Raw genomic sequence first — 21,431 nt, 5'->3', positions numbered from 1 at the left:
TGATCCGCTGCCGCCCGAACCACGCACGACCTGGACTACACCGATGGCCGCACTCATCGCGGTCACCATCGGCGGCGTGGTGCTGGCCGGTGCCGCGATCCTCGCCAAGGATGGACCGAGCCGTCTGCTCATCGGGTTGGCCGCGGTCGGCCTGCTGGCGTTGGCCGGACTCGGGTTCCGGCAGCGCCCGCGACTGAGCATCGCTTCCGGACCCGAGCCGCGTCTGGTGGTTCGCGCCCTGACCGGGTCGACCGAATACCGGCGCGATCAGATTCTGCGCGCGCGGGTCGTCGGCTACCGTCGCCTGGGCCGCAAGAATCCCATGCTCGAAATCGATGTCGAGCACGACGGCGATGAACGGCTGCTCATCTTCGGTCGCTGGGATCTCGGCACCAGTCCGGACGAAGTCTTCGAAACCCTTGTCGCGCATGGCCTGGCGCAGTAGCCGACGCTGAATCCGGGCGGCGACAACGTTTCACGTGAAGCATTTACCGCAGTGACATCGCCGCGGCAACGATGACCGCAAGCGCCGCGACCGCGACCACGGCAACCGCCGCCCAGCCGATCATTCGTGCGTTCTCTTGGGATTTCGCGCGCAACAACTCGGGCAGGAACAGAATGCCGAGCGCGGCGAGCGTCCCGGCGGCCAGTCCGCCCAGGTGTCCGGCCAGCGAGATGCCGGGCAGCGAGAAACTGATGAAGACATTGATGCCGATGAGGATCAACATCTGATTCGGATTCTGCCGCACCCGGATCAGCACCACCGTGATCGCGCCGAACAGGCCGTACACCGCGCATGACGCACCGGCGGTGAGACTGTCCTTGGCGAAGACCATGACGGCGGCCGAACCGCCGAGCAGTGACACCAGATAGACCACCAGATAGCGCGCCCGCCCGAGTACCGGCTCCATACTTCGGCCCACCACGTAGAGCGCGAACATATTGAGCAGTAGGTGGATCGGACCGTAGTGCAGGAAGCCGGATCCGATCAGCCGCACATACTGACCGTGCGCCACCGCGGGCGGGTACAGCACCCAGTCGACGTACAGCGCGGAATGAGAGGTGTTCTCGACCAGGCTGCGCGATTGGCCAGCGGTGACCGTGAACACGATCGTGTTCAGCGCGATCAGCGCGTAGGTGACATACGGAATCGGGGTCCGCGCGGTCTGCGCACCGGCCACGGTACGCACCGGGCGGACCGCACGCTGACCTTCGCGGATGCAGTCGACACAATGCTGACCCACTGCGGCGGGTCGCAGGCAGTCCGGACAAGCGGGCCGCCCGCAACGCGTGCAGGCCAGGCCCGTCGGTCGATTGGGGTGGCGGACGCACGTCGGTGCGGGCGGCTGAGCGTTCATCGGATTATTCGATAGTGATCGAGGAGATGGTCACAGCTTCCTTGGGACGGTCGTTGCGATCGGTGGCCGTGGTCGCGATGGCATCGACGACCTTGCGCGAATCGGGGTCGACGACCTCCCCGAAGATGGTGTGCTTGCGGTTCAGGTGCGGCTGCGGGCCGACGGTGATGAAGAACTGCGAACCATTGGTTGCCGGTCCCACATTCGCCATCGCCAGCAGGTAGCCGCGGTCGAAGCGCAGCTCCGGATGGAATTCGTCGCCGAATTCGTAACCCGGTCCACCACGTCCGGTGCCGGTCGGGTCACCGCCTTGAATCATGAACCCGTCCATCACCCGGTGGAAGACCCCGCCGTCGTAGAACGGCCCGGAGTTTCCTCCGCTCGCGTTCTCCGTCGTGTACGGCGCCGATCCATCGGCCAGGCCGACGAAGTTCCGCACCGTCTTCGGGGCGTGGTTACCGAAGAGCGAGATCTTGATATCGCCGTAGTTGGTGCGCACCGTCGCCACGGCGGTCTGATTCGGTGAGGTCACGCCGCCCATCGTGCCACGATCGCCGGATTCTTCGCCGAACCGGGCCGGATACGGCTGTGAACTGGTACTACTGCACGATACGCGGGTATATGCCACAGTTGTCGAATGACCTTGGGGCGACTGTTTGTATCCGCACGTTCTCGTAACCGACTGATCGCCGCGGTCGTTGTCGCGCTGGCCGGTGGCGTGGCCTGGCTGGTACGCAGTAAGCGCCCGCAACCGCCGGCGCCCGCACCGGCGCCGCCGCGAATCGGGTATTCCCGCAATGGTTCCGCGCCGACGCCCCTGGCGGGCGCCAGCGCGGACAACGGTCGCTGACGGACGGTCATGAGGACCGGGTCCCGGCCCGGTCACCGGCTGACGGTGCGCTTGTACTGCCGCAGCGCGAGCGGGATGAACACCAGCAGGATGATCACCACCCACGCCAGCGTGGTCACCACCGGATGCTGCATGGACCAGGCTTCCGATTTCGGCGCCAGCGGGCTGGTATTACCGAACAGGTCGCGGGTGGCCTGGGTAACCGCGGACACCGGATTCCATTCGGCGAATATCCGCAGCGCCGTCGGCAGATTCTCCAGCGGAACGAAGGTATTGGCCAGGAAGGTCAGCGGGAAGATCACCATGAAGCTGGCGTTGTTGAACACCTCGGGCGCGCGGACCAGCAGCCCGACCACGGCCATGATCCACGAGATCGCGTAGGCGAACAGCAGCAGCAGCACAAAGGCGAGCGCCGCGTCGAGCAACGATCCGCGAATGCGCCAGCCGACGACATATCCGGTCAGTGACATCACCACCAGGCTGACCACATTGATCACCACATCGCTGATGGTGCGCCCGACCAGTACCGCCGATGGCGCCATCGGCAGCGAGCGGAACCGGTCGATAATGCCCTTCTGCATATCCTCGGCGAGGCCCAATCCGGTGAACGTCGCGCCGAATACCACCGACTGCGCGAAAATGCCCGCGATCAGGAATTCCCGGTAGCCGCCCGACATGCCGGGCACCTCGATCGCCGAGCCGAAGATATAGGCGAACAGCAGCACGAACATGATCGGCGACAGTGTCGAGAAGATCAGCACATCGGGCACTCGCTTGATCTTGATGACATTCCGCTTCGCGATCGTCACGCTGTCGCTGCCGATGATGGACAGTCGCTCACCGAGTGACATGGTGGTTCTGGTCTCCAGGGTGGCCGCGGTCATCGCCGGTGTCCTTCCGTTGCCTCGAGCCGATCCCCGGCCTTGCCGCCATTGCGACCGTCGCCGTTGATGAGCTCCTCGGCCTCGTGTCCGGTGAGGCTGAGGAAGACGTCGTCCAACGACGGGCGACGCAGGCCGACATCGTGGATCTGTACGTTGTGCGTGCTCAGCCTGCCGATGGCCTCGACGAGCGCCTGCGAGCCATCGCTGACCGGAACGGTGATCCGGCGCAGCCCCGGCTCCAGGTGGATCTCCCCGTCCGCCAAGCCCCGCAGCGCCTCCTCGGCGGTCGCGAGATTGTCGGCGTGGTCGACGGTCAGTTCTATGCGGTCGCCGCCGACCAGCGTCTTGAGCTCGTCCGCGGTACCGCGGGCGATCACCCTGCCGTGGTCGATCACCGCGATGGAATCGGCCAGCCGGTCGGCCTCCTCCATGTACTGCGTGGTGAGCAGCAGGGTGGTGCCGCCCGCTACGAGTTCCTCGATGACATCCCAGAGGTCGAGGCGCGCACGCGGATCGAGTCCGGTGGTCGGCTCGTCGAGGAAGAGCACCGGCGGATTCGCCACCAGCGCACCGGCCAGGTCGAGGCGGCGTCGCATACCTCCGGAATAGCCCTTGACCGGTCGGTCGGCGGCGTCGCTGAGCCGGAAACGCTCCAGCAATTCCCTGGCGCGCTCCTTACTTCGCTGCACGCCCATGTGATAGAGCCGCCCCACCATTTCCAGGTTTTCGAATCCGGTGAGATATTCGTCGACGGCGGCGTACTGTCCCGATGCGCCGATGCGCGAGCGCAGTGCCTGTGGATTGCGGAGCACATCTATACCCGCGACCGTCGCGTGGCCCGCGTCCGGAATCAGCAGGGTGGTGAGCACCCGGACGGTGGTGGTCTTGCCCGCACCATTGGGTCCGAGCAGTGCGGTGACGGTACCCTCCGGCACCGACAGGTCGAGTCCATCGAGGGCGACCAACTGGCCGTATCGTTTGACCAGACCCTCGGCGACTATTGCGTCGGGCATGATTCTCCTGGGGTTCGAGGCCGTTACTCGAGCCAGTATTGCCCTGGGTACCGACAATTTCCTGTGATTATTCGCCCACCAGGGCTTATCACCTGCTGACGCGGTGCCGGACATAGAACGGTCGCATCCCGTTCCGGGCGGTGCTCGGGGGTGCCGGATCGGGATGCGACCGGTTTCGATCATCCCGCCCCGGTACTCGGCCATCGCGCGTAGCGCACTACCCGATTCGGGCCCGGCCGATACTCGGCGTCCGCGTACACGACATGCCCGCCCCCGAACGACACGCGGCAAATCCGGCCAAATCCGCAGCCGGGGAGACGAAACCGCGGCGCGATTCCGGACCGACAGCAATCGGTCAGCATGGTTTTCACACTTCCCTCGGCCGGTAGCCGGATCTCGATCACTCCGTAAAACCCTGCGCGACAACATTTTTGACAACAGTCACGGATCTACCGAGCGAACCGGCTACCGACCGGTCCGGCCATCTGGGCGACAGCAGAACACCTAGCAGGTAAGCCGACCCAAAAAATCTTGGAAAGTGGCGATCCCCACGCACACACAATCCAGGATCATCGCGTAGGATCATTCACGTCGGCCCCTCCCCCCCGGGCCGACCTTACGCGGGCCTCGGCTAACTCCCCCCCTTCGCCGAGGCCCGCTCCCCATTTCTGGGGCAAGTCGAAATCCGGCTCAGCTATCCGTCGGCAGCGCAGGAATCTCCTCGATGCCCACCGATTGCCAGGCCGCCGTCAACCGTTGCGCCCGTACCTTTCCCGCCGTCGCCAGTAGCCGACGGTCCCGATCCCACCGCTCGCGAGTGACCGGATCGGCCCGAGCCCAGAGCGGCTCCAGCTCCGCCAGCACCGACTCGAAGAATTCGTACGCCCCGCCCAGGGCGATATGTCCGCCTGGTGCGGTCGGGCGCTCCATATCCAGTCCCCGCACGAAGGCCACCGCCGCGACCAGCCGCTGCAGCACCGCCCGCGGCCAGTCGGACTCACGCCCGACCCGCACCAGCCAGCCGAGCGTTGCCGCGAGCACATGCACGTCCTCGATGGTGCGGAATGGCTTGAGGTAGTCCGAATACCCGTCCCCGGGCAGCACCTGGGCCACGGCATCGGCGAATGTCACCGTGGCATGTGGGATTTCGGGTGCGAACGGTATCGCGGGCAGATTCGTCACGTACACACCGGGCGCTCCCGCGTCGACGAGTACGGCGCGCAGCCGATTGCGCCCGTCCGCCGCCACGCCGGCGCTGGCGATCACCAACAGCCGCCGCGCCAGGATCCCCAATGTGGTGAAGGTCTTCGTCCCGTCCACCCGCCAGCCACCGTCGGTTTCGGTCACCCTGGTCTGGATCGCGGACGGATGCGCGCCGCCCGCCTCGGTCGCGGAGACCGCGACCAGTTCATCGGCCGCGAGATCGGGCAGTAGGGCGCGCAGCGCCTCCTGATATCCGGACAGGAATGCGAAACCCAGTCGGTCCGCACCGAATCCACCGGCGATCGCGAGATCCACCGTCGTATCGAATCGCCCGGCGGCCGCCCGATGCCGGATCCAGGCATCGGCAATCGTCTCGAGCGGTGCCGGATCGAGCACCTCGGTCAGCAGATAGTCGAACACAGAGTCCACCCGTGCACGCTAACCGAGAATCGGCCATGTGATCGCGCCGGAACCCCGGCATCCGTTCCGCGATCATCCGGCAATCCTTATCCAACACCTCGGCGATGCGTCAGCGGAATCTCAGAAACACCGGGTATCACTGAGTCGTCATCCGCCAAGAGGAGCCCGACCAGTGACAAAACCGGATCTAGAGCGCCGAAAGAAGCTGTTCGACGCCGAGGCACGGCTGTCGTGGGTACTCGCGGCCCTGGCCGGTCTTATCGGAGCCGCGGCGTTCATGCATACCGCTGGCTATTTCGTCACCTTCATGACCGGCAATACCGATCGCGCCATCCTCGGCTACTTCCACGACGAACCCGACCTGGCCGTCGCAGCGGCCCTGCTGCTGGTGTCGTTCCTCGCCGGGGTGGTGGTCGCCTCCTTGTGCCGCAGGCATTTCTGGTCCGGACATCCGCACGGCCCGACCCTGCTCACCACCCTCAGCCTGGCCGCGGCATCGCTACTGGACGGGATCCTCTACGCGATAACGAGCGTCACCAATATCGACCTCATTCCCATCCTGCTGGTGGCCTTCGGCGTCGGCGCTCTCAACACCTCCTTTGTCAAGGACGGCGAGGTCTCGGTGCCCCTCAGCTACGTCACCGGAACTCTCGTCAAATTGGCCCAGGGCATCGAACGTCATATCAGCGGCGGCGATTACGCCGACTGGCTCGGCTATTTCCTGCTCTACGCCGCCTTCTGCAGCGGTGCCCTGCTCGGTGGTCTGTTGAGCCTGCTGGTGGCGGGCTGGGCCATGCTCATCACCGCCACCGTGGTTTGCCTGCTCACCACCTGCTACACCTACCTGCACCTGGACCGCCACGGCCCACCAGCGACCAGCTGACCCCCGTGCGCGCCGTCGAGTCGACGGATACGGTTGTCCGGTGGGGAGTTTCGATGACCTGACACCGGATCACTTTGCGACACTTGTGCTGCGGCATCTCGCCGATGTCGGCATGGAGGTCGCGGGGTACGACGCCGAGGCGTTCCGCGTCGATCTCAGCGACGGATCCGAGATCGGACTCGGCAATGCTTACCACGATGCTGTTCGCTTGTCCGGGCCGCGACGCGCGGCGCGTATCGCACGGTTTCTGGCGATGGTGAGCGAGGACGAACGACATCTGCCCACCTGGGAGGAAGCCCGTCCGCTACTGCGCCCGATTCTGCGTTCGGCCACCTACAAGCAGGCGGCGTGGGACGACGTGCTGCAACGCAGGCCCGGGTTGGCTACCTACGATGAAGCGCGGGGCATCAGCCGCCCGGCCTTGCCATTCGTCGACGAGCTGGTGGCGATCGACAATCCGAACTCCCGAACCATCGTCAACAACTTGGCGCTGGCACGTTGGCAGGTCGGTGCCGACGAGGTCTTCACGACGGCCCGCAAAAACCTGGAAACCATTGCACAGCCCCATAATCCACGCGGCAATGCGATCCTCAGCCTGAACGATGATGAGGGCAGCGGCTACATCACCTCATGGCCACTGGCACCCGGCTGGCTGGCGAGTTTCAGTCAGCGCTACAGCGGCCGCCGCCCGGTGGCCTTCATGCCCGATATCAACAACCTCATCGTGGTCCCCGACATCCCACACCTGCTGGCGCGCATCTATCGCCAGGTCGAGGAACAGTACGTCAACGCACGCCACCGGCTCTCACCGCAGGGCTACACCCTGGACGAAGATGGCACCGTGGTGCCCTTCGACCGGGCGGGCCCGCACGAGCAGCACCAGGCCGCCGTACGCGCCGGATACCACTTGGCAGTCTGGGAATACGCCGCCCAGGCCGACTGGCTCAATAGGGCACTGGAGCGCGATTTCGAATTCGCCTGCTACGGCCTGGAGATGGCCATTGTCGGCGATATCAAGATCGCGGGCACCGACACCTGGCCCTACACCTACACCGTGTGGGGCAAAGGCGTCGACTACCTGCTGCCTGCCGCCGACTACATCACGTTCGCCAGCACCGACGCCGATAACAACGCCGTCCCGGTCTGCACCGTCCCATTCACGGCAGCCCTCGAAATAACCGGTCTCACACCAATTCCGGCGATGTCCCCCATCCGCTTTGAAGCTCGGTTCTGGCCCGACGAAGAAATGCTCACCCAGTTGAAGCAGGCCTCGGTCGCCCTGTGAACCGAGCCGGAACGCCGATGATCGGACGGAAGCACGACTATCCCGTGGGTGCCCGACAACCTTGACGAGTCACACTTCTCGAAGATCTAGCGACCACCACCCCTGCCCTGCGCGCCAACACGAACAGTGGTCCTCCGGGAGGCGAAACTTCAGGGTCCACCAACGGAGCCATTTGCACGTACCCATCCCGACCGGGGCCGGTATCGCAGAAGCGTGACCGGCCCCGTTGTCGTTTCGGGATCGGGGGTGCGGAAGGTGGCATCGACCGGTCGACGGACAGTCCGTAACGGACGGTAAGTATCCGTCGATCTAACCCGAGTAATCCGCGCTTGCGGACCGAAATCCTCTGAGGCTGAGCAGGTTTGAATTGAATCGAGTTATCCGCAGTGCCGTTGCCGGCGTACTGCTGACGGGTGCCATGCTGATCCCCTTCGCCCCGGCGCAGGCCGAGTCGGGACCAACGCTCGCGGCTGAAACCCCGTCCGTGTCCCAGGTGGACGACACTGGTTCGTCCTCCGGTTCGGCTGGCGAAGCGCTCAAATCCTTGGCCGCGCAGATCTTGTGCGCCATCATGACGGGGCATTGCGCTACGGGACCGGGCTAAGCCTGCCCAACCCGCGCTACGGCCGGGTGCCGACTTCGTGGATCACGATGTCCGGGCCGTCGGCCAGACCGTGCGGTTCGTATGATGGCCCGTCAAGGCCACTCGATGCCAGGCTCATGCTCACGGAGAGCGTGAGCCTTGTCTCGTTTCGCGTGTTTTTTGGCGAAGCCCCGAGCTCGGTCAGAGGATTGTCGACCGACATGCGTGCGCCATTTCGTTCGGCGCCGAATCCCCTCAGATTCGATATGTGGACCGCAAGTGTGGCCCCAGGCCGGCCTAGATCATAGATCTAGGCCGTGACCTGCATGGTTCCTTGTGGAGCCTAGGGGAATCGAACCCCTAACCCCTGCCTTGCAAAGGCAGTGCTCTGCCAATTGAGCTAAGGCCCCGAATCCCTGCTGTCCGAGGACAGAATCAGCGGGTGGTGACTTCGTGCCACAGGTCTGCGTCGTCGCGCTTGCGTAGCTTGGTGATTCCGATGAGAACCGCGACCACGACACCGACCGTGAGAAGAATTTTCATGATTCCCACCCTACTGTGATGTTCGGGAGTGGGCCTAGGAGGACTTGAACCTCCGACCTCTTCGTTATCAGCGAAGCGCTCTAACCGCCTGAGCTATAGGCCCTCATCTCGTTCGGATACCCGCCGAAGCTGCTAACCGAACCGAGGCACGAGATTACCTTACCCGCCCGCCGATGACCAAAACGGCCGGTCACCGCCCTGCGCGAGGGCAGCGACCGGCCGTTCGGCAACCGTTCTAATCGGGGTCGGCCAGGGTGATCTGAATGCCGCCGACAAGGTCACAGCACTGGTTGTAGATGAAGACGCCGACGGTCGCCAAGGCTGTGAAAAGCACCACATTGATCAGCCCGATGACGCCCGCGTACCCGAAGACCGAACCGGCGTCGACCAGTCCGACCGCTCCGCTGTCCGAGGAGACCATATCGGTGAAGGTGCTGTTGAGCCGCTCCCAGACACCCATGCCCTCGAGCACGATGTAGAGCAGACCGACCGCGAGCATCCACACGAAGAACATGGCCACGCTGATCACCAGCGAGATCTTCAGGGTCGACCATGGGTCGATCCGGCGGATCTGCACCGTCGCCCGCAACGGCTCACCCGTGGCGACCGCCGCCGCGACGGCGACCGGAACCGCGGGCGAGATCGGGGTGGCCTGTGGGCCCGGGATTTCGACCGGCAGCGGATGCCGGATCTCCGAGAGGTCCGGCATGTCCTTGATCAGTTCCGGGCGCGCGATGCTCCGGGTCGGTCCGTCGATACCGACGGACTTCACCATCGCCGCTTCCTTGCGCGCCGCCTTGGCCGCCAGATCCGCGGTGGTGCGGGCATTGCCACCACCGAGGCCGCCACCACCACCGAGGCCGCCGCCACCACCGAGGCCGCCGCCACCGCTGTTGAGCCCGCCGCCGGTGGAATTCGGCCGACCGGTCACCGGCGACTGCCCGGGCCGATACAGGTTCGACTGCGGCTCCCGCTGCGGCAACTGCGACCAACCCTCCTGGAAGGGAGAATGGCCGTTGCCCGCGGAATCACCGGCATCCTTTTTCGATTCGGACCCGTCGGCAGCGGCCGGTTCCGGCGCCTTGAACGCGACTTCGCCTGGCGGGTTGTGGTTTTCATGCGGCTGGGCACCTCCCGGCGCGCCAACCGGCTGACCGTGCTCGGCCGAGGCGACGGGTCGTGAGATCGGCCGAGGCGGAATCGGTGACGGTGCGATACGTTCGGTTACACCGTTCGTCTGGTGCCGCTCGTCGTTCGGCTGATTCGGAGTGGTCAATGGGAATCCTTAGATCCGTTCGTTGCCGCCGCTGTGGGGTTACTGTTCAGAGGAACCGGTGTCGCCGTCTCCGCCGACGATCGCATCAGGATCGGGTTCGTCGGCATTGCGCGCGATAGCAAGCAAGGTATCGCCATCGGCCAGGTTCATCAATCGCACGCCCTTGGTCTGCCGTCCAGCCTTACGAACCTGCTTCGCCGCCGTCCGGATAACGCCACCGCCCGACGTGATCGCATACAACTCATCCTCGTCGTCGACGATGAGCGCACCGACCAGGGTGCCACGCTTGGTGTCGTATTGGATAGTCAATACGCCTTTACCGCCGCGACCCTGCGGGGTGTACTCCTCGATCGCGGTCCGCTTGGCATAGCCGCCGGAGGTCGCGACGAGGAGGTAGGTATCGGCACGAACCACATTGAGCGACAACAGTTCATCGTCGGCGTTGAATCGCATGCCCTGCACACCGGAGGTGGCGCGACCCATCGGACGCAGCGCCTCATCGGTGGCCGAGAAGCGGATCGACTGGCCCTGCGCCGACACCAGCAGCAGATCGTCGTCGGCCGAGCACAGCACGGCGCCGACCAGTTCGTCCTCGTCGCGCAGGTTCACCGCGACGATGCCGCCGCTGCGGTTGGAGTCGAAATCGGAGAGCTTCGACTTCTTCACCAGGCCGTTCCTGGTGGCGAGCACCAGATACGGGGCGTCCTCGTAGCCCTTGATCTGAATGATCTGGGCGATCTTCTCGTCCGGCTGGAACGCCAGCAGGTTCGCCACATGCTGACCGCGCGCGGTCCGGCTGGCCTCGGGCAGTTCGTAGGCCTTGGCGCGGTACACCCGGCCCTTATTGGTGAAGAACAGCAGCCAGTCGTGCGTGGAGCTGACGAAGAAGTGCTTGACGATGTCGTCCTGCTTGAGACCCGCACCCTGCACGCCCTTACCGCCGCGCTTCTGGCTGCGGTACAGGTCGGTCTTGGTGCGCTTGGCGTAGCCGGTCTCGGTGACGGTGACGACCACATCCTCGCGGGCGATGAGATCCTCATCGGCCATATCGCCGTCATTGGCCACGATCTTGGTGCGCCGCTCATCGCCGTACTTCTCGACGATCTCGGCCAGTTCGTCGCGCACGATGGCGCGCTGGCGCTCGGGCTTTTCGAGAATGTCCTTGAGGTCGGCGATTTCGGCCTCGATCTTGGCCAGATCGTCGATGATCTTCTGCCGTTCCAGGGCGGACAGCCTGCGCAGCTGCATATCGAGGATGGCGGTGGCCTGGATCTCGTCGATATCCAGCAACTGCATCAGGCCGGTGCGCGCGGTGTCGGTATTGGCCGAACGCCGGATCAGCGCGATGACCTCGTCGAGTGCGTCGAGTGCCTTCACCAAGCCACGCAGGATGTGGGCCCGCTCCTCGGCCTTGCGCAACAGGTAGCGGGTGCGCCGCACGATGACATCCAACTGGTGTTCGACGTAGAGCCGGATCATCTGATCCAGGCGCAGCGTGCGCGGCACGCCGTCCACGATCGAGAGCATGTTGGCGCCGAAACTGGTTTGCAGCTGGGTGTGCTTGTAGAGGTTGTTCAGCACGACCTTGGCCACCGCATCGCGCTTGATGGTGACCACGATCCGCATACCGGCACGGTCGGAGGACTCGTCGTGGATATCGGAGATGCCCGCGATCTTGCCGTCCTTCACCTGCTCCGCGATGGAGTTGATGAAGTTGTCGGTATTGACCTGGTACGGCAGCTCGGTGATGACGATGGTGGTGCGACCGCGGTTGTCCTCTTCGATCTCGACGACACCGCGCATGCGGATCGAGCCGCGGCCGGTGGTGTAGGCGTCGTGGATGCCCTGACCACCGACGATGAGGCCGTAGGTCGGGAAGTCCGGCCCCTTGACCCGCTCCATACAGGCGGCGAGGGTGGTCTCCTCATCGGCCTCGTAGTTCTCCAGCGCCCAGTAGACCGCCTCGGCCAACTCGTTGAGGTTGTGCGGCGGGATATTGGTCGCCATACCGACCGCGATGCCGTTGCTGCCGTTCATCAACAGGTTGGGCACACGGCTGGGGAGAACCGTCGGCTCCTGTGAGCGGCCGTCGTAGTTCGGCGTGAAATCGACCGTCTCGTGGTCGATTTCCCGCAGCAGCTCCATGGCCAGCGGAGTCAGGCGGCATTCGGTGTACCGCATGGCGGCCGCGCCGTCATTGCCGCGGGAGCCGAAGTTGCCCTGGCCGTCGACCAACGGATAGCGCAGCGACCAAGGCTGGGCCATGCGGACCAGGGTGTCGTAGATCGAGGCGTCACCGTGCGGGTGGTAGTTACCCATGGTCTCGGCGACCGGACGGGCGGACTTCACATAGCCGCGGTCGGGACGGTAGCCGTTGTCGTACATCGCGTAGAGCACCCGGCGATGCACCGGCTTGAGGCCGTCGCGGACGTCGGGCAACGCGCGGCCGACGATCACACTCATCGCGTAATCGATGTAGCTGCTCTGCATTTCGTTCTGGATGTCGACCGGCTCGATCCGGTCACCCGCTCCGCCGTTGGGTGGCAGGGTGGTTTCAGTCATCTAAAAGTCTCCTTTGGCACCGGACGTGGAATTACGCGTCACGCCGGTTACACGTCGAGGAAGCGAACGTCCTTGGCATTGCGGGTGATGAAGCTGCGGCGGGCCTCGACGTCCTCACCCATCAGGATGGAGAACAGCTCGTCGGCCGCGGCGGCATCGTCGAGGGTGACCTGACGCAGTACCCGCACCGCGGGATCCATGGTGGTCTCCCAGAGCTCCTTGGCGTTCATCTCGCCGAGACCCTTGTAGCGCTGGACACCGTCGTCCTTGTTGATCTTCTTGCCCGCGGCGAGACCCGCCTCGAGCAGACCGTCGCGCTCGCGATCGGAGTAGGCGAACTCCGGATCGGACCGCTGCCACTTGAGCTTGTACAGCGGCGGCTGCGCGAGATACACGTGCCCATGCTCGACCAACGGCCGCATGAAGCGGAACAGCAGGGTGAGCAGCAGGGTCGAGATGTGCTGGCCGTCCACATCGGCGTCGGCCATCAGCACGATCTTGTGATAGCGCAGCTTGGCGATATCGAATTCGTCGTGGATGCCGGTGCCGAAGGCGGTGATGATCGACTGCACCTCGTTGTTCTTGAGGACGCGGTCGATGCGGGCCTTCTCGACGTTGATGATCTTGCCGCGCAGCGGCAGGATCGCCTGGTACATCGAATCGCGGCCGGATTTGGCCGAGCCACCGGCGGAGTCACCCTCCACGATGTAGATCTCGGACTTGCTCGGATCCTTGGATCGGCAGTCGGCCAGCTTGCCGGGCAGGCCACCGAGGTCGGTGGCGCTCTTGCGGCGCACCAACTCACGCGCCTTACGCGCCGCGACCCGGGCCTGCGCCGAGGAAACCGCCTTGTTCACAATGGTCTTCGCATCGGCCGGATTGGCCTCGAACCAGTGCGAGAGGTGCTCGTTGCAGGTGCGCTGCACGAACGACTTGACCTCGGTATTGCCGAGCTTGGTCTTGGTCTGGCCCTCGAACTGCGGCTCGCCGACCTTCACGCTGACGATCGCGGCCAAGCCCTCGCGGATGTCGTCACCGGTGAGGTTGCCGTCCTTGTCCTTGAGCAGCTTCTTGTCTTTGGCGTACTTGTTGACCACCGTGGTTAGCGCCGCGCGGAAACCCTCCTCGTGAGTACCGCCCTCGTGGGTGTTGATGGTATTCGCGAAGGTGTGCACCGACTCGGAGTAACCCGAGTTCCACTGCATGGCGACCTCGAGCTCGTGGCCGGTGCCCTTGCCGGTGAAGCTCACCACCGAGTTGTGGATGGGCTGCTTGGTCCGGTTAATGTGCTTGACGAAGTCCTCGAGCCCACCGGGGTAGTGGTAGGTGCGGGTCTTCACCTTGTGCGCGGGCGCGGGCGCGTCCTCGTCGGCATGCTTCGGCGCTTCGGCCGTCTCGCTGACCACTTCGTCGGTGATGTCGGTATCGCTCACCCGCTCATCGGTGAGGACGATGGTGAGGCCCTTGTTCAGGAACGCCATCTCCTGCAGTCGGCGGGCCACCGTCTCGAAGTTGTAGGTCGTGGTTTCGAAGATTTCCGGATCCGCCCAGAAGCGGATGGTCGTACCGGTCCGCTTCGTCGGCTCACCCTGCACGAGCTTGCCGGGCTTGGCGTCCTTGTAGGTCTGGCTCCAGTGGTAACCGTCGTGGTCGATCTCGGCTTCGAGCCGGTGCGACAGCGCGTTGACCACGGAAATGCCGACACCGTGCAGACCACCGGACACCGCATAGGAGTCGGAGTCGAACTTGCCACCCGCGTGCAGCTGGGTCATGACCACCTCGACGGTGGGGATGCCCTGGGCGTGCATGCCGGTCGGAATGCCACGGCCGTCGTCGACGACCTCGACGCCCCCGTCGGAGAGTAGCGTGACCTCGACCTTCGTGGCGTAGCCCGCCATCGCCTCGTCGACGGAGTTGTCGACGACTTCCCAGATCAGGTGATGCAGGCCACGCTCGCCAGTGGAGCCGATGTACATGCCCGGGCGTTTGCGGACCGCCTCCAGGCCTTCCAGAACCGTGATGGAGGAGGCACCGTAGTCCTGCTTGCCCGATGTCGCGTTGGTCGAGCCCGATGCGTTGGAGTCCATGGCAGCCACTGGTCGGTAGCTCTCCTTACTTGCTGATCCTTGGCGCAGCGGTCGGACAGCACACGTGGGGCCCCGGTTCAGATTTCTGGTCGTGAAATACGGGTCCACGCGCGGGCTGTGCGGAACGCGCCGAAGGTTCGCCGCTAGTTACCCCACCATCCTACTGGTAGACCCAAGCCACAGTGCACCTACGACACCCCTAACGGCTCCGTGGATGCGAGAAATCGGTCGACGATGGGTCGGTTCCGCCTTCAACCGCTTTGCGTCCGCCATTCCGCCTCCCCGAGCCCTTTCCCGAGCGGTGGGCCGATCGCCGGTTTCCACACGGACCGATCATCGAACATATGTCCGAATCCCAGGGTTTCACGTGGAACGACCTCGCGCAATGCTATCCGTAGGTGTCACGAGGGCCGCGCCCCTTGATATGGCGTTCGCCCTTGCGCCAGCTCGGGGCCGCCGGACCGGTGATCTTCAGCGAGGTGACCACGCCCTGCCCGACCGCCGCGTTGATCTTCGCCAGCAGCTGCCCCTGCAGCATGCGCAGCTGGGTGGCCCATGCCGTCGACTCGGCGGTGATGCTCAGCACGCCGTCCTTCAGCGTCACCGGAGTCGCGTGCGAGGCGATGTCCTCGCCGACCACACCAGCCCATCGGCCGAAGACCATGCCCTCGGCGACCTTGGCCGACCAGCCCCGATTCTTCGCGATGGCGCCAGCCAGGCTCGAAAGCAGCTGCGGGTCACGGTCATCGGGCCGTGCGCCGGACCAACCGGTGCGGCGCCGGGCCCCGGTACGCAGCCGACGCGGCGAGGCCCGACCCTGTCCCACCGATTTACCGCTGGCCTTGGCGGCGGCCCGGGCCTCCTCCAGCGCGCGGCGCGCCAGATCGATGCCGCGCAGTTCCGGTTCCGGCTCCGATGGAGATGCGTTCGATGCTGCTCGATCGCTCACGGGTCCGCCTCTCCCTCCACGAACCTCTCGCCGGTCGTCGAACCCTGATCGCCGGACCGGCGGTCGGATGCGCGACAGTTCTGGACGTACCCGGCGGATTACGAAATCAGTTGGTGCGTTGGTAGCTATGGCTTTGCAACGCATTCGCGGGTGATCTTACCGATGAACCACGCGGGCAGATGTCCTGGCGTCGGTACGAATTGACGTCACGGATCAGGCGGTGGGGGTTTCGACATCGGCGATTCGGGAGATCCGGCCGTCCGCGCCGCCGTTGGTCTCTACCCACAGCGGTACCGCGGACAATTCGGCTGGCACGTCCTCGGGCACCGCTGCGGTGATCAGCACCTGCTCGGCCCCCGCCGCGACCTGCGCGAGTGCCGCGCGTCGGCGGCGGTCGAGTTCGGCGAAGACATCGTCGAGCAACAGCACGGGTTCGGCGCCGGTGGCACGCAGCAGTTCGAAGGCCGCGAGCCGCAGCGCCAGCGCGAACGACCACGATTCGCCGTGACTGGCAAAGCCTTTCGCGGGCGCGGTGCCGAGCATCAGATCCAGGTCGTCACGGTGCGGGCCGACCAGGCAGACGCCGCGCTCCAACTCCTTCGGGCGCGCCGCCGCCAATTCCCGCAGCATGATCGCCTCCAGCGCCTCGGTGTCATCGGGCAGCGGTGCGCGCGCCGGATCCAGGAACTCCGCTGGCAGGCTCGCGCTGCGATAGCCGATTGCGGCCGGACGGGACTCGGGTGCGATCGATGAGTACGCCTGTGCGAGATATGGATACAGATCGTGCACCAACCGCAGCCGCTGGGCGAGCAGTACGGCGGCATGGGTCGCCAGATGTCCGTCCCATACGTCGAGGGTGCTCAGTTCCGCCTTCGAACGGGCCTGTCGTCCAGCGGATTTCAAGAGGGCCGAACGCTGCCGCAGCACCCGGTCGTAGTCGGATCGAACCGCGGCCAATCGCGGTAACCGGGCTGTGCACAACTCGTCGAGGAAGCGCCGACGTTCGCCCGGATCGCCCCTGACCAAGGCCAGATCCTCCGGCGCGAACAGCACTGTCTGCAGAATGCCGAGGATCTCCCGTGGTCTGCGCACCGGCGATCGGTTGATCTGCGCGCGATTCGCGGTGCCCTGGTTCAGTTCGATATCGACGCGCAGCTCGCGACCCGTGTTCACCACGGTTGCCCCGATCCTGGCGCGATCCGCGCCGATGCGGATCAGCGGTGCGTCGGCGGCGACCCGATGCGAGCCCAAGGTGGCGAGGTAGCCGACCGCTTCGAGCAGGTTCGTCTTACCGTTGCCATTCGAGCCGAGGAAAACCGTTCGGCCTGGGGATAATTCGAGCTCGGCATGCTCCCAGGAGCGGAAGTCGCGCAGTGACAGCGTCCGGATGAACACCCGTCTACTCCGCTCCGGCCGTCGTCATCGCCGTTTTTCGCCGCTGCTCGGTACGAATCGGCCGCAGACCACAACATCTTGTGGTCCATCCACTGTCTGTGGACGAACTGTGGATAAATCGCATCGCCGCCGATGCTCAGCCCGGCAGCCGGACCGGCATCAACAGGTAGATGTAGGGGCTTTCCAATGCGGCGAAGGCACCCGACTCCGTCACCTTCGGCTCCTCGTCACTGGCGGGCAGCAGCACCGCGGGACGACTCGGTGTGGTGAAGCCGAAGGTGACCCGCTCGGCATGCAAAGCGGAGAGCCCGTCGATCAGATAGCCCGGGTTGAAAGCGATGGTCAGCGCCTCACCGCGGAATTCGGCCTCGAGCCATTCCTCGGCGCGTCCGGCGTCGTCACCACCCGCCGAGAGCAGCAGGCCCTCATCGGTGAACTCCAGGCGCACCTGGGCGCCGCGCTCGGCGACCAAGGCGACGCGCTTGATGGCATCGGTCAATGTCGAGACCTGCAGGGTGGCGATCGAGGTGTGCTCCTTGGGGAGCAACTGGCGGAACTTGGGGAATTCCGCGTCGAGCAGTCGGGTGGTGGTCCGGCGGCCCGCGTTCACGATGCCGAGCAGACCATCGGAGCCAGCACCGCTTCCGGTGCCGAGCGACAACTGCACGGGAGCATCCGACGGGCCGAGCGTCTTCGCGGCCTCCGACAGCGTGCGGGCCGGAATCAGCACCGAGGTCTCGATATCGGTGCGGGTCGGCTGCCATTCGATGTGCCGGACCGCCAACCGGAATCGGTCGGTGGCCGCGAGCACGACCTGCGGCCCCTCGATCTCGACCCGAATACCGGTGAGCATCGGCAGGGTGTCGTCGCGTCCGGCGGCGACCGCGACCTGACCGACCGCTTCGGCGAAGACATCGACGCTCAGCGCACCGGTCTGCTCGGGCACCTCGGGCAACTGGGGATAGTCCTCGACCGGCATGGTCGGCAGCGAGAATTTCGCACTGCCACAGGTGATCAGCACCCGGGTGCCGTCGATAGCGACATCGACGGGCTTATTGGACAGCGCCTTGGTGATATCGGCGAGCAGTCGACCGGAGACGAGCACCTCACCGGGACCGGCGACCTCGGCCGCGACGCGCATCTGCGCGGAGACCTCGTAGTCGAAGCCGGAGACGGTCAGTCCGTCCTCGCCCGCCACGAGTAGCACGCCGCCGAGTACGGGAACCGGAGGCCGTGACGGGAGGCTGCGTGCCACCCATGCAACGGACTCGGCGAAATCCTCCCGGGCGACCCGAAACTTCATACTCGCCAGCTCCATCGCCCGATCTGTCCTCTCCCGGTTCCGTGATCTGTGTCGGCTCTCAGCGTTGATTCTCGAAAAAGGGGTGCTGTTTCGGCCACCCAGAAGTGTGGCATAGGCGACCGACATCAAACCGTACCCGCGCGGACCATATGAACCTAGCCCGACCCTCCGGTCACTGTTCGTAGCGATCCCGGCACTCGTATCGATGAGAAGTCACGGCGAAGGAGTTCGGGCGATCGGTGGATAGGTCGTCCCCGCCCTTTCCTTGCTCGGGTGCGGTGACCGATTCGGATGCCGATGCGCATCGACCGACTTTCCACACACCCTGTTTTGAAGAGAGATTTCTAAGAAGAAGAACTGAAGTAGTAGTAGGCACTGTGGAATCTGTGGACTGCAGCCGAATCCGCAGGTCCGTGGGTGTGGTGCCGTGGGGATGGCCGCAGGGTGACTCGAGGATGAACATGAGGAGTCTGTGGAGGTTCGCCAGTTGTCCCCCATTCATCCTCGAGCGCTCCTCGAGTTGTTCCACCACATACCCGTAGTTGTTCACAGATGTGCATCGAATCGTGGACAACTCGAGGAATCCTCGAGGACTCCACACGGACTCCTCGAGGATTCCACAGCCCTGTGACCGAACCCTGTGCTGGTCAAGGGGTGTGGGCGGGCCAGCCTGTGGAACCTGTTGAATCCACCCCTGTTAGCCGAATCGCCGAACCCGTGCCGCGAGCCTGTGGACAAACCGGTGTACAACTTGGAGTTTCCTCGAGGACTCCACAAGAATTCCTCGAGGACTCCACAGGGCACAAAAAAGCACCGCCCCAGGTCAGGGGCGGTGCACAGGGTGTGAGGGTTGGTCAGCGCGAACGCTGTTTAATCCGGGCTGTTAGTTCTTGCACCTGGTCGTAGACCCGTCGTCGTTCGGTCATCTCCTTGCGAACCTTCTTCTCCGCGTACATCACCGTGGTGTGGTCGCGACCGAAGGCCTGACCGATCTTGGGCAGTGATAGATCGGTCAGTTCGCGGCATAGGTACATCGCGATCTGCCGGGCCTGGGCCAACGGCCGGGCCTTACCCGGTCCGGTCAGCTCCTCCAGGGTGGTGTTGAAGTATTCGGCGGTGACGGCCATGATCGTCGCCGCGTTGATCTCCAGCGTCGCGGTATCGGGCATGAGATCGCGCAGGACGACCTCGGCCAGCGGCAGATCCAGCGGCTGACCGTTCAGTGACGCGAAGGCCGTCACCCGGATCAGCGCACCCTCCAACTCGCGGATATTGCGTTCGACCCGGCTGGCGATCAGCTCGAGCACGTCGTGCGGTACGTCGAGCCGGTCCATCCGCGCCTTCTTGCGCAGAATCGCGATGCGGGTCTCCAGTTCCGGCGGCTGCACATCGGTGATCAGCCCCCATTCGAACCGGGTCCGCAGCCGCTCCTCCAGGGTGGCCAGTTGCTTGGGCGGCCGGTCCGAGGACACCACGATCTGCTTATTCGCGTTGTGCAGGGTGTTGAAGGTGTGGAAGAACTCCTCCTGGATGCCTTCCTTACCCTCGATGAACTGAATGTCGTCGACCAGCAGGATGTCGGTTTCGCGGTAGCGGCGCTTGAACGCCACCTTCCGGTCGTCGCGCAGGCTGTTGATGAAGTCGTTGGTGAACTCTTCGGTCGAGACGTACTTCACCCGCATGCCGGGGAACAGCCGCTGGGCATAGTGGCCCGCCGCGTGCAGCAGGTGGGTCTTGCCCAAACCCGAAGCGCCCCAGACGAACAGCGGATTGTAGGCGCGTGCTGGCGCCTCCGCGATGGCCACGGCCGCCGCGTGCGCGAAGCGGTTGGATGCGCCGATGACGAACGTCTCGAAGGTGTACTTCGCGTTCAAGCTCGCCGAGGAGTTGGACGGCGCGGGGTTCTCCTGCGACTTGGTGAAGTAGGTGGGCCATGAGTTGCGGACGTTGACAACCGGTTCGTCATCGTGGGAGTTGTTCGAGATCGGCTCGCGAACCGATTCGTGCGCGGCCGCGATCGCCGAATCGCCATTCGGCCGCGCTTCCCGCACGGGAGCTGCTTCCCGCATCGGCGCGCGCCCCTGGCCACGTCCCGGCTCGGGTGCTGGTTCCGGGTTGAACAGCGATTCCTGTCCGGGCGGCACGGAATCACGCCGGGGCGGCAATCCGGATTCCCGGCGGGGCACGGGCGGCACGTCCGGTCGTTCGCCATTGACCGGGCCCGAGTAGTCGCCGCGGGGCGAGTATTCGTCGGTCGGGAACTCACCGGCGGTTTCGTATCCGGGCACCGGCAGATATTCCGGCGCGCCCGCGTACTCGGATGTGGACTCGTAGTCCGGCGCGGCCGAGTATTCGGGCCCGCCCGAGTATTCCGGCGCTGGCGGGTAGTCGTTGGCCTGTGCATAACGCGGCGGCGAATAGTCGGAGCGTCCCGGATAGTCCGGGGCGGGATATCCGGCCGGGCCGCGGCCGCTGTCTCGGCCGCGCTCCGGCCGACTCGTCATTCTGGCGTGGCGCGGATTATTGCCGGGGCGTTCGGTCGGCTGGGTGGCCGGTGCGGCGATCCGCACCCCGAGGCCCTCGACCTGGGGACCGAGGCGACGGCCGAGGGAGCGCAGAATGGGTTCGCGCAGATCGCGTTCGATGGCCTCTTGGGCCAATGAGGACGGCACCGAGAGCAAGGCGAAGCCCTGCGCCACGGTCAGCGGCTTGACCAGTTTGAGCCAGGCCTGCTGCGCCCGTGAAACCGGCGGGATGGCACCATCGGGCGAGCCGGTGGTGAGCTCGGCGACCACCTCCGGCCACACTGTGGCCAACACGTTCTGCTCGTCGTCCAT

General features: G+C 65.0%; 17 protein-coding genes and 2 tRNA genes. 4 read left to right on the top strand and 15 right to left on the bottom strand.

What is annotated here, in order from left to right:
• The first annotated feature begins 43 nt into the window (after window positions 1–43).
• On the top strand, window positions 44–445 hold the full coding sequence (locus ACQP0C_RS00095) for a PH domain-containing protein (RefSeq protein ID WP_433734811.1): 402 nt from the start codon (window positions 44–46) through the stop codon (window positions 443–445).
• A 43-nt stretch (window positions 446–488) separates the two neighbouring features.
• On the opposite strand, the gene ACQP0C_RS00090 is transcribed toward ACQP0C_RS00095, so the two are convergent.
• A complete protein-coding gene (locus tag ACQP0C_RS00090; RefSeq protein WP_433729348.1) occupies window positions 489–1,358 on the bottom strand; it encodes a rhomboid family intramembrane serine protease in 870 nt (289 codons plus the stop codon).
• Between the two features lie 4 nt (window positions 1,359–1,362).
• On the bottom strand, window positions 1,363–1,890 hold the full coding sequence (locus ACQP0C_RS00085; RefSeq protein ID WP_433729346.1) for a peptidylprolyl isomerase: 528 nt from the start codon (window positions 1,888–1,890) through the stop codon (window positions 1,363–1,365).
• 105 nt (window positions 1,891–1,995) lie between these two features.
• Between ACQP0C_RS00085 and ACQP0C_RS00080 the strand changes: the two genes are divergently transcribed.
• Window positions 1,996–2,208 carry a hypothetical protein gene (locus ACQP0C_RS00080; RefSeq protein WP_433729344.1) on the top strand — a complete coding sequence of 71 codons (213 nt, stop codon included), beginning with the start codon at window positions 1,996–1,998 and terminating at the stop codon, window positions 2,206–2,208.
• A 32-nt stretch (window positions 2,209–2,240) separates the two neighbouring features.
• Here the strand turns inward: ACQP0C_RS00080 and ACQP0C_RS00075 are convergent, their stop codons facing one another.
• The 3 genes from ACQP0C_RS00075 to ACQP0C_RS00065 form a co-directional block, all read right to left on the bottom strand.
• Window positions 2,241–3,059 carry an ABC transporter permease gene (locus tag ACQP0C_RS00075; RefSeq protein WP_433734810.1) on the bottom strand — a complete coding sequence of 273 codons (819 nt, stop codon included), beginning with the start codon at window positions 3,057–3,059 and terminating at the stop codon, window positions 2,241–2,243.
• Window positions 3,060–3,088: 29 nt separating this feature from the next.
• Window positions 3,089–4,105 (bottom strand): ATP-binding cassette domain-containing protein, encoded by a 1,017-nt coding sequence (locus tag ACQP0C_RS00070; RefSeq protein WP_433729342.1) that lies wholly within the window; start codon window positions 4,103–4,105, stop codon window positions 3,089–3,091.
• A 690-nt stretch (window positions 4,106–4,795) separates the two neighbouring features.
• Window positions 4,796–5,737 carry an acyl-CoA dehydrogenase family protein gene (locus ACQP0C_RS00065; RefSeq protein WP_433729340.1) on the bottom strand — a complete coding sequence of 314 codons (942 nt, stop codon included), beginning with the start codon at window positions 5,735–5,737 and terminating at the stop codon, window positions 4,796–4,798.
• Window positions 5,738–5,900: 163 nt separating this feature from the next.
• On the opposite strand from ACQP0C_RS00065, the gene ACQP0C_RS00060 reads away from it, so the two are divergent.
• On the top strand, window positions 5,901–6,611 hold the full coding sequence (locus tag ACQP0C_RS00060) for a YoaK family protein (protein ID WP_433729339.1): 711 nt from the start codon (window positions 5,901–5,903) through the stop codon (window positions 6,609–6,611).
• 40 nt (window positions 6,612–6,651) lie between these two features.
• Window positions 6,652–7,896: a hypothetical protein gene (locus tag ACQP0C_RS00055; RefSeq protein WP_433729337.1), complete on the top strand. Its 1,245-nt coding sequence runs from the start codon at window positions 6,652–6,654 to the stop codon at window positions 7,894–7,896.
• 920 nt (window positions 7,897–8,816) lie between these two features.
• On the opposite strand, the gene ACQP0C_RS00050 is transcribed toward ACQP0C_RS00055, so the two are convergent.
• The 10 genes from ACQP0C_RS00050 to dnaA all read right to left on the bottom strand — a co-directional run bounded on the left by ACQP0C_RS00050 (window position 8,817) and on the right by dnaA (window position 21,431).
• Window positions 8,817–8,889 (bottom strand) — tRNA-Ala (locus ACQP0C_RS00050).
• A 25-nt stretch (window positions 8,890–8,914) separates the two neighbouring features.
• The gene (locus ACQP0C_RS00045) at window positions 8,915–9,022 is read right to left on the bottom strand and encodes a DLW-39 family protein (RefSeq protein WP_218007666.1); all 108 of its coding nucleotides are present in this window, start codon (window positions 9,020–9,022) and stop codon (window positions 8,915–8,917) included.
• A 29-nt stretch (window positions 9,023–9,051) separates the two neighbouring features.
• Window positions 9,052–9,125, bottom strand: a tRNA-Ile gene (locus ACQP0C_RS00040).
• A 132-nt stretch (window positions 9,126–9,257) separates the two neighbouring features.
• Window positions 9,258–10,298 carry a DUF3566 domain-containing protein gene (locus ACQP0C_RS00035; protein ID WP_433729335.1) on the bottom strand — a complete coding sequence of 347 codons (1,041 nt, stop codon included), beginning with the start codon at window positions 10,296–10,298 and terminating at the stop codon, window positions 9,258–9,260.
• Between the two features lie 39 nt (window positions 10,299–10,337).
• Entirely contained in the window at window positions 10,338–12,860 is a 2,523-nt protein-coding gene (gene gyrA, locus ACQP0C_RS00030; RefSeq protein ID WP_433729333.1) for a DNA gyrase subunit A, read from the bottom strand.
• 47 nt (window positions 12,861–12,907) lie between these two features.
• On the bottom strand, window positions 12,908–14,947 hold the full coding sequence (gyrB, locus tag ACQP0C_RS00025; RefSeq protein WP_433729331.1) for a DNA topoisomerase (ATP-hydrolyzing) subunit B: 2,040 nt from the start codon (window positions 14,945–14,947) through the stop codon (window positions 12,908–12,910).
• A gap of 388 nt (window positions 14,948–15,335) precedes the next feature.
• Window positions 15,336–15,896 (bottom strand): DUF721 family protein, encoded by a 561-nt coding sequence (locus ACQP0C_RS00020; protein ID WP_433729329.1) that lies wholly within the window; start codon window positions 15,894–15,896, stop codon window positions 15,336–15,338.
• Between the two features lie 213 nt (window positions 15,897–16,109).
• The gene (gene recF, locus ACQP0C_RS00015; RefSeq protein WP_433729327.1) at window positions 16,110–17,291 is read right to left on the bottom strand and encodes a DNA replication/repair protein RecF; all 1,182 of its coding nucleotides are present in this window, start codon (window positions 17,289–17,291) and stop codon (window positions 16,110–16,112) included.
• Between the two features lie 136 nt (window positions 17,292–17,427).
• A complete protein-coding gene (dnaN, locus tag ACQP0C_RS00010; protein WP_433729325.1) occupies window positions 17,428–18,609 on the bottom strand; it encodes a DNA polymerase III subunit beta in 1,182 nt (393 codons plus the stop codon).
• 839 nt (window positions 18,610–19,448) lie between these two features.
• Window positions 19,449–21,431: a chromosomal replication initiator protein DnaA gene (dnaA, locus tag ACQP0C_RS00005; RefSeq protein ID WP_433729323.1), complete on the bottom strand. Its 1,983-nt coding sequence runs from the start codon at window positions 21,429–21,431 to the stop codon at window positions 19,449–19,451.

It is taken from the genome of Nocardia sp. CA-129566 (assembly GCF_050956075.1).
GTDB lineage: Bacteria > Actinomycetota > Actinomycetes > Mycobacteriales > Mycobacteriaceae > Nocardia.
This window is presented reverse-complemented; position numbering and strand designations above follow the sequence as displayed.

What these genes read in the sequence shown, in the direction of transcription:
- ACQP0C_RS00080 (WP_433729344.1), top strand. Translation starts at nt 1,996, where the DNA reads ATGACCTTGGGGCGACTGTTTGTATCCGCACGTTCTCGTAACCGACTG.
- ACQP0C_RS00045 (WP_218007666.1), bottom strand. Translation starts at nt 9,022, where the DNA reads ATGAAAATTCTTCTCACGGTCGGTGTCGTGGTCGCGGTTCTCATCGGA.
- ACQP0C_RS00095 (WP_433734811.1), top strand. Translation starts at nt 44, where the DNA reads ATGGCCGCACTCATCGCGGTCACCATCGGCGGCGTGGTGCTGGCCGGT.
- dnaA (WP_433729323.1), bottom strand. Translation starts at nt 21,431, where the DNA reads ATGGACGACGAGCAGAACGTGTTGGCCACAGTGTGGCCGGAGGTGGTC.
- ACQP0C_RS00075 (WP_433734810.1), bottom strand. Translation starts at nt 3,059, where the DNA reads ATGTCACTCGGTGAGCGACTGTCCATCATCGGCAGCGACAGCGTGACG.
- dnaN (WP_433729325.1), bottom strand. Translation starts at nt 18,609, where the DNA reads ATGGAGCTGGCGAGTATGAAGTTTCGGGTCGCCCGGGAGGATTTCGCC.
- ACQP0C_RS00090 (WP_433729348.1), bottom strand. Translation starts at nt 1,358, where the DNA reads ATGAACGCTCAGCCGCCCGCACCGACGTGCGTCCGCCACCCCAATCGA.
- gyrB (WP_433729331.1), bottom strand. Translation starts at nt 14,947, where the DNA reads ATGGACTCCAACGCATCGGGCTCGACCAACGCGACATCGGGCAAGCAG.
- ACQP0C_RS00070 (WP_433729342.1), bottom strand. Translation starts at nt 4,105, where the DNA reads ATGCCCGACGCAATAGTCGCCGAGGGTCTGGTCAAACGATACGGCCAG.
- gyrA (WP_433729333.1), bottom strand. Translation starts at nt 12,860, where the DNA reads ATGACTGAAACCACCCTGCCACCCAACGGCGGAGCGGGTGACCGGATC.